Genomic DNA, 16,294 nt, shown 5'->3' on the forward strand with positions numbered 1-16,294 from the left:
CGAGGCCCGCAACACCCCGGCTGAGGAGGGCAGTGGGGCTGGACCCACCCCCCTGTGGGGCCAGGCCGATACCGTGCCCCCCAGCCGCTCCGTAGCGTCATGGCCATGGAAACCAACACGAACGAGAAGCCGACCACCACCATCCCGGCCCTCCTCGACACCCCCGCCGCCCAGGCCGCCTTCACCACGACGCGGACCGCCGTCAAGGTCTACGGCGCCCTCACCACGGCCGCCTTCCTCGCGGTCGTCGCCGTGGCGAGCACGGGCCACATGGTGAACCCGTTCATGTGGACCCGGGCGATCCTGCTCCCCTTCATCGCGGTGCTCCTCCACCGCCTGGCCCTCTCCACCGCCGGCGGCTCCCGCCGCGCCTACGACCGCCTGCGCACCATCACGGTCGTCTTTCCGGTCGCGGTCGTAGGCGTCGACCTGATCCCGGGCGTCTGCCCGTGGTGGTACGCGGCGGTGCAGACCGTGTGCGTCCTCCCGGCCCTCCGCATCGCCCTCGCCCTGCGCACCCCGGACCTGCGCACGGCCTTCCCGAAGCCGAAGTCCCGCTGAGCGGGGCGGGTGGGAGACTGCCTGCATGAGTGAGGCGAATCCCAAGGCAGAGCTGCTCCGTTACCTGCAAGAGGGGCGGGACGCCCTGGTGTGGAAGCTGGAAGGGCTGTCGGACTACGACGTCCGCCGCCCGCTGACCCCCACGGGCACGAACCTGCTGGGACTGGTCAAGCACATCGCCGGTGTGGAACTGGGCTACTTCGGCGACACGTTCGGCCGCCCGTTCTTCGGGGAGGAGCCGCCGGGCTGGTGGTACACGCAGGACGCGGAGCCCAACGCGGACATGTGGGCCACCGCCGACGAGTCGCGTGAGGACATCGTCGGGCTGTACCGGCGGGCGTGGGCGCATTCCGACGCCACGATCGCCTCGCTGGCGCTCGACACGGTCGGACGCGTGCCGTGGTGGCCCGAGGAGCGGCGGGAGATGACGCTGCACCACGCCCTGGTACGCGTGATCTCCGATACCCAGCGCCACGCCGGCCACGCCGACATCCTGCGCGAGTCCCTCGACGGATCCGCGGGCGAGTCGAAGGGCGGGAACAGCCTGCCGGAAGAAGACCGCGTCTGGTGGGAGAACCACCGCGGCCGACTGGAGCGCGTGGCCCGCCAGTTCGAAAGTCGATCCGCAACGCCCTCCTGACCCTCCTCCGTCGCAGGCATCGGCCCGAGCCCCCTCCGGCACCGCCCCGCCGGCCCCCCCTACTTCGCCGCCGCTGCCACCCGGGCCACCGCGCCCGACCGCCTGCGGGAGACCGATACGCCGGCCAGGCAGACGGCTCCGCCCAGGAGGGTCAGCCAGCCGGGGATCTCGTCCAGGGCGAACCAGGCGATGAGGACGACGACCGCCGGGACCGCGTACGTCGTCGCGCCCATCTTGCCCGCCGTCGTGCGGGACAGGGCGTAGGTCCAGGTGGTGAAGGCGAGGGCGGTCGGGAAGAGGCCCAGGTAGACCATGTTGAGGGTGGCGGACAAGGGTGCCTCGGGGAGCTGCGTGAGGAGCTGGCCGGCGAAGGGGAGGGTGCAGGCCGTGCCCACGAAGCAGCCGTACGTGGTGACTTGGATCGGGTCCGCGTGCCGCAGGGCGGGCTTCTGCGAGACCACTCCGGCCCCGTAGGCGAGCGCGGCGACCAGGCAGAGCAGCACCCCGGTGAGCGAGGACGTGCCGCCCTCGGAGGTGGACATGCCCACGACCACGGCCCCGGCGAAGGAGACGCCCATCCCGGCGAGCAGCATCGGCGGGAACCCTTCCTTCAGCAGCCAGCCGCTGAGCAGGGCGATGACGATCGGGCCGATGTTGACGACCATGGCGGCGGTGCCGGCGTCGACGCCCTGTTCGCCCCAGTTCAGCGTCACCATGTACAGCCCGAACCAGAGCACCCCGGACGCCAGGATCCCGGGCCAGGCCTGGCGGGGCGGCAACGGCACCCGCTTGACCAGCAGGACGACGCCCAGCGCGACCGAGGCCGTCAGGAGGCGTCCCAGTGCGAGCGCGCCGGGGCCGAAGTGCTCGGCGGAGGCGCGGATGGAGACGAATGCGGAGGCCCACAGCGCGACGGTGACGGAGGCCGCCAGGAGGGCGCGGTGATCGATGCTGGAGTCGCCAGGCGATTGGTCCATGCGCGTCAATGTATTGATGGGTATCGGCCTTGCCTACAGCATTTTCCGCGCAATAAGGCCATGTCAGAGCGCCGTCAGCAGGGCGCACAGGCGTTCGGCGTAGGCCTTGGGGTGGCTGGTGTTGCCGTTGTGGCCGCCGGGGAAAGTGCGTATCTCCTCGCCCACCAGGTCCGCCAGTGCAACGGCGCAGGCGACGTCGAAGACGGTGGCGGGGGTCGTGGCGCCGACGGCCGGGATGATGCGGGTCGGGACGCCGGCCAGGGCGGCGGGGTCGAGGGTGTCCTGGACGATCGCCGAGAAGTCGTGCTCGACGAAGTAGTCGAAGTTGGCGCGGCGCCGCTCGTCCAGCGGCTGCGGGGTGAGGTCCGGTTCGTAGCCCTTGCCGCTGGTGTCTATGCCGAGCACCAGGGCGGCCTCCCTGATGGTCGCGGGGAGTCCGGCCGTGCGGTGGAGGTGCTGGAGCTCGACCAGCTCCGCCTCGTGCCGGGCGCGGTCGGCGGGGGGCAGCAGGCGCGGCGCGACCGGTTCGTGGGCGATGAGGGTGGAGAGCCGGCCGGGGTGGCGGACGGCCACATGCAGGCCGATGACGGCGCCGAGGCTGCAGCCGAGCATCAGGGCGGGCTCGTCGGTGACGGCGGCGAGCAGGCGGTCGACGTCCTCGGCGTGCTCGGCGAGGGAGGTGGTCCGGCCGGGATCCTCCAGGCGGCTGCGGGACAGGCCCCGGCGGTCGTAGGTCAGGACGGTGAACGTGTCGGCGAGGTGCGGGACGAGGTCGACCGTGCGGTCGGCGTCGCCCTCGCCGCTCTGGGAGATGAGCAGCAGGGGCCCGGAGCCCTGGAGCCGGTAGTGGAGGGTGGCGCCGGGGACCGGGAGGGTGGAGGTGGAGACGCGGTGGCTGGACATGGCGGGAACGCTCCTTCGTGCGGTCGGTCGGCGCGGGCCCTCGCCCTGCGCTCTCCCCCGACCATAATCCATCCACATCGATGCATCAAGAGTGATGGATACATTTCGATGGATCTTTTCTGATGTAACTTGGGGCGGGTGGATGGAATCGAACTGTTCCTGCTGGGCCGGGCCCTGATGAAGCTCGGCGAGGAAGCCCTGCCCGAACCCCCCGGCGGATCGGGGCAGTACGCGGGCGGCACCCGTTCCGTCGTCATCGTCGCCGGGGACGTCGCCGCGCACCCGGACACCACCGTCGGCGAGACGGCGCAGCGTACGGGCCTGCCGCAGAGCCAGGTCTCGGGCGCCGTCGCCCGCCTGCGCGAGGCCGGTTCGGTGGTGACGGCCCCCGACCCGGCCGACCGCCGCCGGACCCTGGTGCGGCAGGCGCCCGGCGCCTCGGCGCGGGTGGCCGCCGTACGGGCCGCGGGGGCCTCGAAGGTGGAGGAGGCCCTCGCCCGGGCCCTGGGCGAGGGCGGGGCCGAGCGGCTGCCGGAGGTGACGGAGGCGCTGGAGGTGCTGGCCCGGCACCTCGCGGTGCGGGGCGAACAGCCGGGCTGAGCCGCCGCCCGGGGCCGCTCCGGGCCACCCCCGGAGCCCGCCGCCCCCGCGCCGCCCCGGGCCGCCACCGGCCGCCCCCGGGCCGCTGCCGACGGGCCGTCACACCGCGGCGGCGAAGGCCTTCAGGTCGTCGGCGATCGCGCGGGCCACGGCCTCGTGCTGCGCGACCAGGTAGAAGTGCCCGCCCGGGAAGCCCCGGAAGGTGAAGGCCGCCTCCGTGAGCTCGCGCCAGCCCATCGCCTCGGCCGCGCTCGTCCGCGGGTCGGACTCCCCGCAGAGCACGCTGACCGGGGTGCGCAGCGGCGGTCCCGGCTCGTGGCGGTAGGTCCCGACGGCCCGGTAGTCGCTGCGCAGCGCCGGGAGGATCATCTCCCGCAGCTCCGGGTCGGCCAGCAGCCCCGCGTCGGTGCCGGACAGTGCCCCGACGTGGGCGATCAGGGCGTCGTCGTCGCGGGTGTGCAGGTCGTCGTGGCGGGGCACCAGCGGGGAGCGGCGGCCGGAGAGGATCAGGCCGCGCGGGCCTTCGCCGGACGCCTCCAGGCGGCGCGCCAGTTCGTACGCGAGGACCGCGCCCATGCTGTGTCCGAACAGCACCAGGGGCCGTCCCCGCCAGGGTTCCAGGGCCCGTTCCACCCCGCCGACGAGCCCGGCGACGGTGTCGGGGGCCGGCTCACCGAGCCGTTCCTGGCGGCCGGGGTACTGGGCGGTGAGGACCTCGGCGTGCGCGGCGAGGTCGCGGGAGAGCGGGAAGTAGAAGGAGGCGTTGCCGCCGGCATGCGGGAGGACGACGAGGACCGGGGCCGCGCCGGAGGGTCCGGCCGGCGGGTGGAAGCGGCGGATCCAGGGGTTGCCGGCGGTGGCGGTGACGGCGCTGCCGGTGTTCACCGCCCGGTCGCGTGCGGGGCCGGGGGTCACCGGTCGGTCCCCTGCGGGGCGTCCGCGAGCAGGAGCTTCTTCTGCGGCTTGCCCATCGCGTTGCGCGGGATGGACGCGACGAAGCGGACCTCGCGGGGGCGCTTGTGGACCGACAGGTGCGCGGCCACGAAGTCGGTCAGCTCGCCGCCCGTGACGCCCTCGGCGACGACGAAGGCCACGATCCGCTGCCCGAGGTCCGCGTCGGGGACGCCGACGACGGCCGCCTCGCTCACCCGGGGGTGGTCGAGCAGGGCGTTCTCGATCTCGCCGGCGCCGATCCGGTAGCCGCCGGACTTGATCATGTCGATGGAGGCCCGGCCCACGATGCGGTGGACCCCGTCCTCGGGGTCGACGGCGGCGATGTCGCCCGTACGGAACCAGCCGTCCTCGGTGTACGCGGCCGCCGTGGCCTCCGGGCGGCCCAGGTAGCCGGAGAACAGGGTCGGCCCGGTCAGCTGGAGTTCGCCGATCTCGGCGCCCGGCTCGGCGGCGATGCGCGTGCGGATGCCGGGGAGCGGGGTGCCGACCGTGCCGGGGCGGACCTCGCCGCCGGCGCGGCCGCTGAGGGTGATCAGGGTCTCGGTCATCCCGTACCGCTCGACGGGGCGGTGGCCGGTGAGGCGCTCCAGGTCCCGGAAGACCGGGGCGGGGAGGGCGGCGCTGCCGGAGACGAGGAGGCGGGCGCCGGACAGGGCCGCGGCGGCGGTGGGTTCGGCGGCGATGCGGGACCAGACGGTCGGCACCCCGAAGTAGAGGCTGCCGCCCGCGGCGGCGTACGCCTGCGGGGTCGGACGGCCGGTGTGCACGAGGCGGCTCCCGGTGCGGAGGGCGCCGAGCACGCCGAGGACGAGGCCGTGCACGTGGAACAGCGGGAGCCCGTGCACGAGGGTGTCCTCGGTGGTCCACTGCCAGGCCGCGGCGAGCGCGTCGAGGTCGGCGGCGAGGGCGTCGACGGCGAGGACCACGCCCTTCGGGGGGCCGGTGGTGCCGGAGGTGTAGAGGATGAGGGCGGGGTCCTGCGGGCCGGCCGCGCGGGGCACGGTCGCGTCGGACCGGCGGGCGAAGTCGACGGTGGTCAGGGCGGCGCCGGAGTCGCGCAGGATGTGCGCGCGTTCGGCGGGGCCGGCGTCGGGGGGCAGCGGGACGAAGGGCACCCCGGCGAGCAGACCGCCGACGGCGGCGGCGACGGTTTCGAGCGAGGCGGTCGCCGTGACGGCGAACGCGGGGGCGCCGGCGATGTCGGCGGCCACGGCGCGGGCGGCGCCCAGCAGTTGCTCGTACGAGGCGGTACGGCCGGCTACGGCGACGGCGTCGGCGCGGTCGCCGTACGTACCGTCTAGGGCGGTCAGCACGCGGTCACTCCCTGGGGCTGGTGGGAGGCCAGGGTACGCGGACGGGCCGGACCCGTGGCTGAGCGGGCCTGGTCCCGCCGGGGGTGTGAGTGGGCCGCCGCGCGGAGCCCTCTCCCCCGCACCCGCCCCCTCCCCGGCTCGGGCGTGCCCGCCCGGACGCTGAGCGACGCGGCCGTCGGCGTGCTCGCGCACGGCACGGCGCACCCCCCTGCCCACCGCCGCCTCCGCCCGGCCCGACGACCGGCTCGACGACCGGCCCGGCACGGGGATCGCGGTGGCCGGTGCCGCGCGTGGGGTGAGCGTTCAGTGGGCCGGCCCCGGGCCGTCGGGCCCCCACCCCGGTGCGGGGTGCGGGCCCGGCGGGAGGGCCGGGGTCAGATCACGCCCTGGGCCAGCATCGCGTCCGCGACGCGTTCGAAGCCCGCGATGTTCGCGCCCGTCACGTAGTCGCCGGGGGCGCCGTAGCGGGTCGCCGTCTCGTGGGCGACGCGGTGGATGTCGCGCATGATGCCCGCCAGTTCGTCCTCCACCCGGTCGCGGTCCCATGCCACGCGGCCCGCGTTCTGGGACATCTCCAGGGCGCTGACCGCCACCCCGCCGGCGTTGGCGGCCTTGCCCGGGCCGAAGGCGACGCCCGCGGCCTGGAAGAGGTGGACCGCCTCCGGGGTGGTGGGCATGTTGGCGCCCTCCGAGACGGCCTTGACGCCGTTGGCGATGAGCGTGCGCGCGTCGTCGGCGCCCAGTTCGTTCTGGGTCGCCGACGGGAAGGCCACGTCCGCCGGGACCTCCCAGACCCGGCCGCCGGGCACGAAGCGGGCCGAGGGGCCGCGGCGGGCGGCGTACTCGCTGACGCGGCCGCGCTCGACCTCCTTGATCTGGCGCAGGAGGGCGAGGTCGATGCCCTTGTCGTCGATGACGTAGCCCTGGGAGTCCGAGCAGGTCAGCGGGTTGGCGCCGAGCTGCTGGAGCTTCTCGACGGTGTAGAGGGCGACGTTGCCGGAGCCGGAGACCACGGCGGTGAGGCCGTCCAGGGAGACGCCCTTGACCGCCAGCATCTCGCTCGCGAACAGGACGCTGCCGTAGCCGGTGGCCTCGGGGCGGATCTCGGAGCCGCCCCAGCCCTGGCCCTTGCCGGTGAGGACGCCGGCCTCCCAGCGGTTGGTGATGCGCCGGTACTGGCCGAACAGGTAGCCGATCTCGCGGCCGCCGACGCCGATGTCGCCGGCCGGGACGTCGGTGTGCTCCCCGATGTGGCGGTAGAGCTCGGTCATGAAGGACTGGCAGAAGCGCATGACCTCGGCGTCGGACTTGCCGTGCGGGTCGAAGTCGCTGCCGCCCTTGCCTCCGCCGATGCCCAGGCCGGTCAGGGCGTTCTTGAAGACCTGCTCGAAGCCGAGGAACTTCACCACGCCGATGTCCACCGACGGGTGGAAGCGCAGGCCGCCCTTGTACGGGCCGAGCGCGCTGTTGAACTCCACCCGGTAGCCGCGGTTGACGTGGACGCGGCCGCGGTCGTCGGTCCACGGCACCCGGAAGATGATCTGCCGTTCGGGCTCCACGAGCCGCTCGACGAGGCCGGCCTCCGCGTACTCGGGGCGCGCCTCGAACACGGGGGCCAGGGTGTCCAGGACCTCCCGTACGGCCTGGTGGAACTCGGGCTGGGCGGGGTTCCGACGTTCGATGTCGGCCCTCAGTACGTCCAGCCTCTGCTTCGGGTCGGTCACGTCAGATTCCTCTCCAGCGTCAGGGGCGGGCGTGCGGGCCCAGGCGGGAGGGTACCCGCATGCCGGGGGCCCCCGGGGGTCCCGTCTCGCCTGCTGGGCCGGGAAGTGCCGTCGTCACGGCGCGTGGCGCGTTCGCGACCGTACGATCGGACCGGGCGTGGCAACGGGCGACGAGGGGGAGACCCGCATGGAAACGGCACGGTTCGCGGCGCTGGTCGCGGCGACGATCACGATGGGGCTGGTCAGCGGCCTCTTCTACGGGTTCTCGGTGGCAGTCATGCCGGGTCTGCGGGCTTCGGCGGACCGGACGGTCGTCGAGACGATGCAGCGGATCAACGTGGCGATCCTCAACGGCTGGTTCCTGCTGGGCTATGTGGGTGCGCTGGTGTTCACCGCGCTGGCCCTGGTCCTGCACCTGGCGGGAGGCGGGGACGGCGCGCCGTGGCCGCTGGTGGGGGCGCTCGTCGCGTACGTCCTCGCGATGGCCGTCACCGGGCGGGTGAACATCCCGCTGAACAACGCCCTGGAGCAGGCCGGCCCGGTGGAGCGGATCGCCGACCCGGCGGCCGTGCGCCGCGCGTTCGAGGGCCCGTGGGTCCGGGCGAACACGTGGCGCACGGTGCTGTGCGCGGTGGCGTTCGGGCTGCTGGTGTGGGAGCTGGTCCTGGACGGGCGGTAGCCCTGGCCCCACCGCGGAAGGGGGTGTCAGCGCGGGGTGGCGCGGCCGTGGAGGAGGAGGGCACGGGTGAGGGCGGCGAGGGCGGCGGTGCAGAGCAGGGTGCGCAGGATGTTCGTGGTGACCCAGGTGCCCTTGAACTTGTCGACCACGGCGAACCCGGTCATCCGGGCCGCGTCGCCCGCGGCGGCGAGTTCGTTGTTCAGCGGGATGTTCACGGCGAAGGTGATCACCAGGACGGCGAGGTAGGCGGCCGCGGCCGCGCCCGCCCACACGGCGGGGCCCCGTCTGCCCTTGCGGTGCTCGACGACGGCCGCGGCGGCGGTGACGAGCAGGGCGAGGACGAAGACGCTGCCGAAGAGGCCGTTGCCGTCGATGACGGCGTTGATGTGCTGCATGGCGGTGACGTAGGTGCGGTCGTCGCCCGCGGCCAGGCCGGGCATCACCGAGACGTCGAAGGCGAAGAACAGGCCCGCCATCAGGCCGATGAGGACGGTGGAGAGGGCGAGCAGGGGGCCGGCCGCTCGGTCGGCGGCGGACCTTTGCGTGGTGCCGGGGGAGGTGCCGTGTTCCGGGTTCGCGCCGTGTTCCGGGTTCATGGGTCCGTCCTCACCTGTGGCCGGGTGGCTGGATACCGGCGGGCCCGTGCCCGCGCGCGCAGTGATCCTGGCATCCGGACGGGCTCCGTACCAGCGGTTCGCCCCGAACACACCGGACGGGCCGGGGAGTTGTCCCCGGCCCGTCTCTGGCGCTCGTCGGCCGCGGCCGTGCGGTGCGGCGTCAGGCGTGGACGTGCAGCGGCTTGCCCGCGAGGGCCAGGTGGGCCTCGCCCAGGGCCTCGGTCTGGGTCGGGTGGGCGTGGACGAGGCTCGCGACCTCCGACGGCAGGGCCTGCCAGTTGAAGATGAGCTGGGCCTCGCCGATCTGCTCGCTCATGCGCGAGCCGATCATGTGGAGGCCGACGACCGGGCCGTCGACGACCTGGACGAGCTTGACGTCGCCGGCCGTCTTGAGGATCTTGCTCTTGCCGGTGCTGCCGGCGTTGAACTTGCTGACGACGACCCGGTCCGCGCCGTAGACCTCCTTGGCCTTCGCCTCGGTGAGGCCGACGGAGGCGATCTCCGGCTCGCAGTACGTGACGCGGGCGACGCCGTCGTAGTCGATCGGGGTCACGGGCAGGCCCGCGACGCGCTCGGCGACCAGGATGCCCTCGGCGAAGCCGACATGGGCCAGCTGCAGGGTCGGGACCAGGTCGCCGACGGCGGAGACGGTCGGGAGGCTCGTGCGCAGCAGCTCGTCCACGACGACGTGGCCGCGCTCGACGGTGACGCCCGCCTCCTCGTAGCCGAGGCCGGCGGAGACCGGGCCGCGGCCGACGGCGACGAGCAGCAGCTCGGCCTCGATCTGCTCGCCGTTCTCCAGGGAGACCCGTACGCCCGACCCGGTGTACTCGACTCCGGAGAAGCGCGAGCCCAGCTCGAACTTAATCTTCCGCTTGCGGAAGGCGCGCTCCAGGGACTTCGAGATGTCGACGTCCTCGGCGGGCACCAGGTGGGGCAGGCCCTCGACGACGGTGACGTCCACGCCGAAGGACTTCCAGGCGGAGGCGAACTCGACGCCGATGACCCCGCCGCCGAGGATGATCGCCGACTCGGGGATCCGGTCGAGGAAAAGGGCGTGGTCGGAGGAGATGACGCGGTCGCCGTCGATGGCGAGGCCGGGCAGGGAGCGCGGCTGGGAGCCGGTGGCGAGGACGACGTGGCGGCCCGTGTAGCGGACGCCGCCCGCCTCGACCTCCGTCGGGGAGACGAGGCGGCCCTCGGCCTCCACCAGGGTGAGGTTCTTGCGCGCCTTCAGGGTGCCCTGGAGGCCCTTGTAGAGGCCGGCGATGACGCCGTCCTTGTACGCGTGCACCCCGGCTATGTCGACGCCGCCGAAGGTGGCCGTGACCCCGTAGGACTCGGCGCGGCGCAGCTCGTCGGCGACCTCGCCGGCGTGCAGGAGGGCCTTGGTCGGGATGCAGCCGTTGTGCAGGCAGGTGCCGCCCAGCTTGCCCTTCTCGATGAGGACGACGTCCAGGCCGAGCTGGGTCGCGCGCAGGGCGCAGGAGTAGCCCCCGCTACCGCCACCGAGGATGACCAGGTCGTACACGCCGTCGGCGGAATTCTCCATTGCTGATGACACCCTTTCGTCTCCTGGCATGTGACCAGCGCATGACCAGCCCGTCCGTCATGCTCTCATCTCCCTTCGGCGGAAGCCGGTTTGGGGGACTCGCCGTCCGTCGCCCCTCAAGGCGGTACCGACCCGCGCGGGCGCGTTCAGCCGCCCTCGAGTCCGGCTCCACCCGGGTCGTGCACCATCTCCCCCGCACGACCTCGTCGCACTACGGATGGGTGAACACGACACGATGGCCGAAGACACGGGCGGTTCGCTCCCCGGCGGTGGTGCCGTGCCCTCCGGACCGGCCGCGCGTCCGCTCCCGCGCCCGCTCCCCTACGCCGTCTCGGGCGCCACGCCGGATGCCCTGCGGGCGCGGGCGCGGCGGCTGCGCGCCCGGCTGGAGCCGGACGGCGGCGCGGTGGCCGGCGCGGGACTGTGCCGGGCCCTCGCCGGCACCCGTACGGACTCCGGGCACCGGGCGGTGGTGGTCGCCGCCGACCGCGGGGAGCTGGCCCGGGGGCTGGACGCGCTCGCCCGGGGCCGGCGGGCCGAGGGGCTGGTACGCGGCTCCGCGGGGCGCGAGGGGGGCCTGGCCGTCCTCTTCGCCGGCGAGGGCGGCCAGCGGCCGGGCATGGGCCGGGGGCCGTACGAGGCGTTCCCCGCATTCGCCGACGCCTTCGACGCGGTGTGCGCGCAGCTCGGCGGGGGCGTGAAGGAGCTCGTCTTCGGGGACGACGCCGACGCCCTGGACCGGACGGGCACCGCGCAGCCCGCGCTGTTCGCCGTCGGGGTGGCGCTGTACCGGCTGGTTGAGTCCTGGGGCGTGGTGCCGGGGTTCGTGGGCGGGCACTCGGTGGGCGAGGTCGCCGCCGCGCACGTCGCCGGGGTCCTGTCCCTGGAGGACGCCGCCGCGCTGGTCACCGCGCGCGGGCGGCTCATGGAAGCCCTGCCCGGGGACGGGGTCATGGTCCGCGTCGGGGCGGGCGAGGAACGGGTCGCCCCGCTGCTCGTCCCCGGTGTGGCCGTCGCCGCCGTCGACGGGCCGGACGCCGTCGTCGTCTCGGGCGCCCGCGAGGCCGTCCGCGGCGTGGTAGCGCGGCTGGCCGAGCTGGACGTGAAGTCCAAGGTGCTGCGCGCCGGCCACGCCTTCCACTCCCCGCTGGTGGATCCGGTGCTGGACGCCTTCCGTACGGCCGTCCGCGGCCTGGACTTCCGGCCGCCGCGCATCGCCTTCGTCTCCACCCTCACGGGCGGCCTGGTGACGGACGCGGTGGCCCGCCCCGAGTACTGGGTCAGCCAGGTCCGCGAGACCGTCCGCTTCCGGGACGCCGTCCGCACGCTGGAGGCCGAAGGGGCCTCCTCCTTCCTCGAGTTGGGTCCCGACGGCCTCCTGACCCCCATGACCCGCGCCTGCCTCGCCGACGCCGGCGCGGCCTCCGTACTGGTGCCCGCCCTGCGCCGGCAGGGGGACGAGGTGCGGGAGCTGCTCACCGCGACCGCGAGCCTGTACGTCCACGGCGCCCTCGCCGAACTCCCGCTGGGGATCCCCGCCGACCCGGTGGACGCCCCCGGCGACGAGGGGACGGGGGCGGAACCGTCCGGGACGACGGCGACGGCGACAAAGACGGAGACGGAGACGGAGAAGGCGGCGGGAACGAGAACCGGGACCGCTCCGGCGGCCCCGGCGGATACGGAGGCGGAAACGGAGACGACGGCCATGCGGGCGACGGCCACGGCCACGGGCATGACCGCGACGGGGCATCCGCTGGCCGCGTACCGGCTGGACCTCCCGGAGGCCGGCTCCGTCCTGTTCACCGGGACGGTCTCCGCGCGCAGCCACCCCTGGCCGGCGGGCGGCGAGGTGCCCGTCGGCGCGTTCGTGGAGGCGGCCCTCGTGGCGGGCGCGGCCGTCGGGCTGCCGGAGGTCGCGGAGGCGGCCGCCGAGGCCGCGCTGGTGCTGCCCGAGCGGGGCGGGGTCCGGCTGCAACTGCTGGTGCAGGCCCCCGACGAGACGGGTCGGCGCCGGCTGTCCGTGGCCTCGCGGCCGGAGGCGGCGGCCGGGGACGAGCCGTGGGTGCGGCACCTGACGGCGGCCCTGGCCCCCGGCCGGGCGCCGGCCGGGGGCGACGGTCCGGGCGCCGCCGCGTGGCCGCCGGAGGGCGCCGAACCGCTGGAGGTGGACGGGGAGCACCCCGCCCTGGAGCGGGCCTGGCGCCGGGGCGAGGAGTTCTTCGCCGAGGCCGCCCTGCCGGACGGACAGGTGGCGCAGGCCGCGGCGTACGCCCTGCACCCGGCCCTCCTGGAAGCCGCGCTGCACCCCGTACTGGCCGCCGGGGAGGTGCCGTTGGAGCCCGCCGCCTGGCGGGGGGCCGCCCTGTACGCGACGGGCGCCGCCTCCGTGCGGGTGCGCGCGGTGCGGGGGGCGTTCGGGGTGGTGGAGCTGGAGCTGGCGGACGCCGGGGGCGGGCCGGTGGCGGCCGCCACCGTGACCCTGTCGGCCGTACCGGAGGGCGCCGGCCGGGGCGGACGGCCCGTCGTCCCGCTGCACCTGGTGTGGGAGCGGGCCGCCGACGCCCCCGAGGCGGCCTCGTCGGTGACCCGGGCGCTGGTCGGCGTACCGGCGGGCGGCGGGCGGGGCCCGTCGGTGCTGCCGGACTGCGACGGGGCCCCCGCCCACCCGGGGCTGGCGGGCCTGCTGGCCGCGTCCGGGCTGCCGGAGCTGGTCCTCGCGCCGCTGACGCGGGCCGGCGACGGGCGGGAGGTGTCCGGGGCCCGGGTGCGGGCCGCGGTGGACGAGGCCCGCGAGCTGGTCGGCGCCTGGCTCGCCGAGGAGCGCTGCGCGGGCACGGCGCTGGCCGTCGTGACGAGCGGCGCGGAGGCGGTGTTGCCCGGCGAGGACGTCCCCGACCTGGCCGGCGCGGCCGTACGCGGCTTCGTGCGCTCGGTGCAGGCGTGGCTCGCCGAGGAGGGCGCGCGCCGCCTCATGCTGGTGGACATGGACGACAGCGACGCCAGCCGCAAGGCCCTGGTGCGGGCGCTGGGAGGTGCGGAGCCGGAGCTGGCGCTGCGTGACGGCGTCGCCCACGCGCGGCGGCTGGTGCGGGGCGAGCCCGTTCCGGCGGGTGCGCTCGCGGCCGGCGGCCCGGAGTCGGTGCGGCTGAGCGGCGCCTCGGACGGGCCCTGCGCCGAGGAGGCCGCCCGGCAGCTGGTCGAGGGGCACGGCGTGCGGCTGGCGGGGCCGGGTGAGGAGGCGGCGGCGATCGTCCACCTGGCCGGGCCGGACGGGCCGTCGCTGGAGGCCGCGGTGGACGCCGCGCTGGCCCTGGACGGCCACACCACGCCGCTGGCGTTCGTCACCACGGTCGGGGGCGCGGTCGGCGCGGGCTGCGCCGAGGAGACCGCGGTCCTGGGCGCGTTCCTCACCGCGCTGGCGGCCCGTCGCCGCGCCGCCGGGCTGCCGGCGGCCGTCCTGGGCTGGGGCGCCGACCCGGAGGGCGTCCCTGCGGGCCTGCTCCCGCTGGCCGGGGCCGCCGGGCCGGCGCCGCTGGGGCACGCGCTCGCGCGGAGCCTGACCCTGGTCTCCGCCCGCGCCGACGCGGGCCCGCTGCGGGCCGCGGGCGGGCCCGTACCGGCGCTGCTGCGCGCCCTGGTCCCCGTACGACCTCGCCGGGCGGTCAACCGGTGGTCCGGTCGGGCCCCTTCGCCGCGCGAGCGGCTGGCGGCGCTGCCCGCCGGGGAGCGTACGGCGGTGGTGGCGGACCTGGTGCGCGGGCACGCGGCCGCCGTCCTCGGGCACGCCGGCGCCGAAGCCCTGTCCGTGGAGCGGCCGTTCACCGAGCTGGGCCTGCGGCCCGAGGACGCCCGGCGGCTGGCCGGCGCGCTGTGCGGGGCGACCGGGCTGACGATCGCCCCGCTCGCCGTCTTCGACCACCCTTCGGTGACGCGGCTGGCGGAGTACCTGGCCGGGCTGCTCGACGGGCCGCCGGAGGCCGCGGACGCCGCCCGGGGTGCCGGGGGCACGTTGGCCGGGCTGCTGCGGGGCGCGCACGCGCAGGGCCGTAGCGCCGAGGGCGCGGCGCTGCTGATGGCGGCGGCCGAGCTGGTGCCCGGTTACGACTCCCGCGCCGGGGTGGCGCACTGGCCGGCCCCGGCCGGGCCGGCGCCCCACCGGGTGGGCGCGGCGGGGCTGTTCGCGTTCCCCTCGCTGGGCGCGTCCTCGGGACCGCACGACTACCTGGCGCTGGCCGGGGCCCTGGCCGGCTGCGGGCGGGGGCTGACGGTGCTCCCGCACCCCGGATTCGCGGGGGAGGCCGTGCTGCCGCGCAGTCGGCAGGCCTTGGTACGGGCACAGGCGGAGGCGGTCGCCGCGGAGGCGGGAGCCGCGCGGCCGGTGCTGTTGGGACACTCGTCCGGGGGCTGGGTCGCGCACGCCGTGGCCCGGGAGCTTCCGGAGATCGGCAGGGAGGCGGCGGCTGTGGTGCTGCTGGACACGTACGCGCGCGGTGAGGGCCGCCATGGGCTCGCGGTGCTGATGGAGCGGATCCTCGATCCGGACGGACCGCTGGGGGTGCCCGACGACGGGCGGTTCCTGGCGATGGGCGGCCATCTGCGGGTGTTCGCCGACTGGACGCCGGAGCCGGCGGCGGCGCCGACGCTGCTGGTGCGCGCCGCCGCGTCGGCGGCCTCGGCCGCGGGCGGCTGGGAGTACGCCGACCACGTGGCGCAGGTGCCGGGCGACCACTTCTCGCTGCTGGAGGCGGACGCGGGCGCGGTGGCGGCGACCGTGGACGGCTGGCTGCGGAAGGTGGCCCGTTGATGGCGGCGGCCGGGCGGCTGCTCGCCGTGTCCGACCTGCACGTGGTGCACGCGGAGAACCGGCGGCTGGTCGAGGAGCAGATCGTGCCGACGTCCCCGCGGGACTGGCTGCTGGTGGCCGGGGACGTCAGCGAGACGGCGTCCGAGATCGAGTGGGCGCTGGGCCTGCTGCGGGACCGGTTCGCGCGGGTGGTGTGGACGCCGGGCAACCACGACCTGTGGACGCCGCGGGACGACGCGGTCTCCCTGCGCGGGGAGGCCCGGTACCGGTACCTGGTGGAGATGTGCCGGGGCCTGGGCGTCCTGACCCCGGAGGACCCGTACCCGGTGTGGGAGGGGGAGGGCGGCCCGGTGGCCGTCGCCCCGCTCTTCGTCCACTACGACTACTCGTTCCGGGCCGCGGGGCTGACGAAGGAGCAGTCCCTGGCGGCCGCCCACGAGTCGGGGGTGGTGTGCACGGACGAGTTCCTGCTGCACACCGACCCGTACCCGGACGCCGACAGCTGGTGCCGGGCCCGGGTGGCGGCGACGGAGGCCCGTCTGGACGAGGTGGACCCCGCGCTGCGGACCGTCCTGGTCAACCACTACCCGCTGGTCCGGGAGCCCACCGACGTCCTGCGCTACCCGCAGTTCGCGCAGTGGTGCGGGACCACCCTCACCGCCGACTGGCACCTGCGCTACCGGGCGGCGGCCGTGGTGTACGGGCACCTGCACATCCCCCGGACGACCTACCACGGCGGGGTGCGCTTCGACGAGGTCTCCATCGGCTACCCGCGCGAACGCCGCTTGCGCGGCCTGCCGCGGGGGGTGCTGCGGGACGTTCTGCGGCCGCGCGAGGACGGGGGCTGAGCCGGGGCGGGGCCGGGAGGGCGTCTCCCCAGCGGCTTTCGAGCGGGCGGCGAGCGGGTGCTGGTGCCGTGGGAGCCGACGGGTGCGGCGCCGGCCGCCTCCGACGGACGAGAGGACGGACC

13 protein-coding genes are annotated in these 16,294 nt (G+C 75.6%); 6 read left to right on the plus strand and 7 right to left on the minus strand.

What is annotated here, in order from left to right; translation table 11 throughout:
* Positions 1-105 precede the first annotated feature (105 nt).
* Together ACIRBY_RS35655 and ACIRBY_RS35660 are read left to right on the plus strand one after the other, a co-directional pair.
* A complete protein-coding gene (locus ACIRBY_RS35655) occupies positions 106-561 on the plus strand; it encodes a hypothetical protein (RefSeq protein WP_403908623.1) in 456 nt (151 codons plus the stop codon).
* A 25-nt stretch (positions 562-586) separates the two neighbouring features.
* A complete protein-coding gene (locus ACIRBY_RS35660; protein ID WP_403908625.1) occupies positions 587-1,201 on the plus strand; it encodes a DinB family protein in 615 nt (204 codons plus the stop codon).
* A gap of 59 nt (positions 1,202-1,260) precedes the next feature.
* Here ACIRBY_RS35660 and ACIRBY_RS35665 read toward each other — a convergent pair whose 3' ends face one another.
* Both ACIRBY_RS35665 and ACIRBY_RS35670 read right to left on the minus strand, forming a co-directional pair.
* A complete protein-coding gene (locus ACIRBY_RS35665; RefSeq protein ID WP_403908627.1) occupies positions 1,261-2,178 on the minus strand; it encodes a DMT family transporter in 918 nt (305 codons plus the stop codon).
* 63 nt (positions 2,179-2,241) lie between these two features.
* The gene (locus ACIRBY_RS35670; protein WP_403908629.1) at positions 2,242-3,081 is read right to left on the minus strand and encodes an alpha/beta fold hydrolase; all 840 of its coding nucleotides are present in this window, start codon (positions 3,079-3,081) and stop codon (positions 2,242-2,244) included.
* Between the two features lie 177 nt (positions 3,082-3,258).
* On the opposite strand from ACIRBY_RS35670, the gene ACIRBY_RS35675 reads away from it, so the two are divergent.
* Positions 3,259-3,681 carry a MarR family transcriptional regulator gene (locus tag ACIRBY_RS35675; RefSeq protein WP_403908669.1) on the plus strand — a complete coding sequence of 141 codons (423 nt, stop codon included), beginning with the start codon at positions 3,259-3,261 and terminating at the stop codon, positions 3,679-3,681.
* 99 nt (positions 3,682-3,780) lie between these two features.
* Here ACIRBY_RS35675 and ACIRBY_RS35680 read toward each other — a convergent pair whose 3' ends face one another.
* The 3 genes from ACIRBY_RS35680 to gdhA all read right to left on the minus strand — a co-directional run bounded on the left by ACIRBY_RS35680 (position 3,781) and on the right by gdhA (position 7,672).
* Complete coding sequence (locus ACIRBY_RS35680) at positions 3,781-4,596, minus strand: thioesterase II family protein (protein WP_403908631.1); 816 nt, start codon at positions 4,594-4,596, stop codon at positions 3,781-3,783.
* Entirely contained in the window at positions 4,593-5,948 is a 1,356-nt protein-coding gene (locus ACIRBY_RS35685) for an AMP-binding protein (RefSeq protein ID WP_403908633.1), read from the minus strand. The genes ACIRBY_RS35680 and ACIRBY_RS35685 overlap by 4 nt, the downstream gene beginning before the upstream one ends.
* Positions 5,949-6,322: 374 nt before the next feature.
* On the minus strand, positions 6,323-7,672 hold the full coding sequence (gene gdhA, locus ACIRBY_RS35690) for an NADP-specific glutamate dehydrogenase (protein ID WP_403908635.1): 1,350 nt from the start codon (positions 7,670-7,672) through the stop codon (positions 6,323-6,325).
* A 187-nt stretch (positions 7,673-7,859) separates the two neighbouring features.
* On the opposite strand from gdhA, the gene ACIRBY_RS35695 reads away from it, so the two are divergent.
* Positions 7,860-8,351: a DUF1772 domain-containing protein gene (locus ACIRBY_RS35695; protein WP_403908637.1), complete on the plus strand. Its 492-nt coding sequence runs from the start codon at positions 7,860-7,862 to the stop codon at positions 8,349-8,351.
* Positions 8,352-8,377: 26 nt separating this feature from the next.
* Here the strand turns inward: ACIRBY_RS35695 and ACIRBY_RS35700 are convergent, their stop codons facing one another.
* Positions 8,378-8,947: an anthrone oxygenase family protein gene (locus tag ACIRBY_RS35700; RefSeq protein WP_403908639.1), complete on the minus strand. Its 570-nt coding sequence runs from the start codon at positions 8,945-8,947 to the stop codon at positions 8,378-8,380.
* A gap of 181 nt (positions 8,948-9,128) precedes the next feature.
* Positions 9,129-10,520, minus strand: a complete 1,392-nt coding sequence (lpdA, locus tag ACIRBY_RS35705; protein WP_403908641.1) for a dihydrolipoyl dehydrogenase — start codon at positions 10,518-10,520, stop codon at positions 9,129-9,131.
* A 235-nt stretch (positions 10,521-10,755) separates the two neighbouring features.
* Here lpdA and ACIRBY_RS35710 point away from each other — a divergent pair, with 235 nt between their 5' ends.
* Together ACIRBY_RS35710 and ACIRBY_RS35715 are read left to right on the plus strand one after the other, a co-directional pair.
* Positions 10,756-15,324: an acyltransferase domain-containing protein gene (locus ACIRBY_RS35710; RefSeq protein WP_403908643.1), complete on the plus strand. Its 4,569-nt coding sequence runs from the start codon at positions 10,756-10,758 to the stop codon at positions 15,322-15,324.
* Positions 15,324-16,172 carry a metallophosphoesterase family protein gene (locus ACIRBY_RS35715; RefSeq protein ID WP_403908645.1) on the plus strand — a complete coding sequence of 283 codons (849 nt, stop codon included), beginning with the start codon at positions 15,324-15,326 and terminating at the stop codon, positions 16,170-16,172. Before ACIRBY_RS35710 ends, ACIRBY_RS35715 begins: the two co-directional genes overlap by 1 nt.
* Positions 16,173-16,294: the final 122 nt, after the last annotated feature.

The organism is Streptomyces sp. NPDC096136, assembly GCF_044763325.1.
GTDB lineage: Bacteria > Actinomycetota > Actinomycetes > Streptomycetales > Streptomycetaceae > Streptomyces.

Excerpts from the sequence above, each read along its gene's own strand:
- ACIRBY_RS35675 (WP_403908669.1), top strand. The coding sequence starts at position 3,259 with ATGAAGCTCGGCGAGGAAGCCCTGCCCGAACCCCCCGGCGGATCGGGG.
- ACIRBY_RS35660 (WP_403908625.1), top strand. The coding sequence starts at position 587 with ATGAGTGAGGCGAATCCCAAGGCAGAGCTGCTCCGTTACCTGCAAGAG.
- ACIRBY_RS35665 (WP_403908627.1), bottom strand. The coding sequence starts at position 2,178 with ATGGACCAATCGCCTGGCGACTCCAGCATCGATCACCGCGCCCTCCTG.
- ACIRBY_RS35700 (WP_403908639.1), bottom strand. The coding sequence starts at position 8,947 with ATGAACCCGGAACACGGCGCGAACCCGGAACACGGCACCTCCCCCGGC.
- ACIRBY_RS35695 (WP_403908637.1), top strand. The coding sequence starts at position 7,860 with ATGGAAACGGCACGGTTCGCGGCGCTGGTCGCGGCGACGATCACGATG.
- ACIRBY_RS35670 (WP_403908629.1), bottom strand. The coding sequence starts at position 3,081 with ATGTCCAGCCACCGCGTCTCCACCTCCACCCTCCCGGTCCCCGGCGCC.
- ACIRBY_RS35710 (WP_403908643.1), top strand. The coding sequence starts at position 10,756 with ATGGCCGAAGACACGGGCGGTTCGCTCCCCGGCGGTGGTGCCGTGCCC.
- ACIRBY_RS35715 (WP_403908645.1), top strand. The coding sequence starts at position 15,324 with ATGGCGGCGGCCGGGCGGCTGCTCGCCGTGTCCGACCTGCACGTGGTG.
- ACIRBY_RS35655 (WP_403908623.1), top strand. The coding sequence starts at position 106 with ATGGAAACCAACACGAACGAGAAGCCGACCACCACCATCCCGGCCCTC.
- lpdA (WP_403908641.1), bottom strand. The coding sequence starts at position 10,520 with ATGGAGAATTCCGCCGACGGCGTGTACGACCTGGTCATCCTCGGTGGC.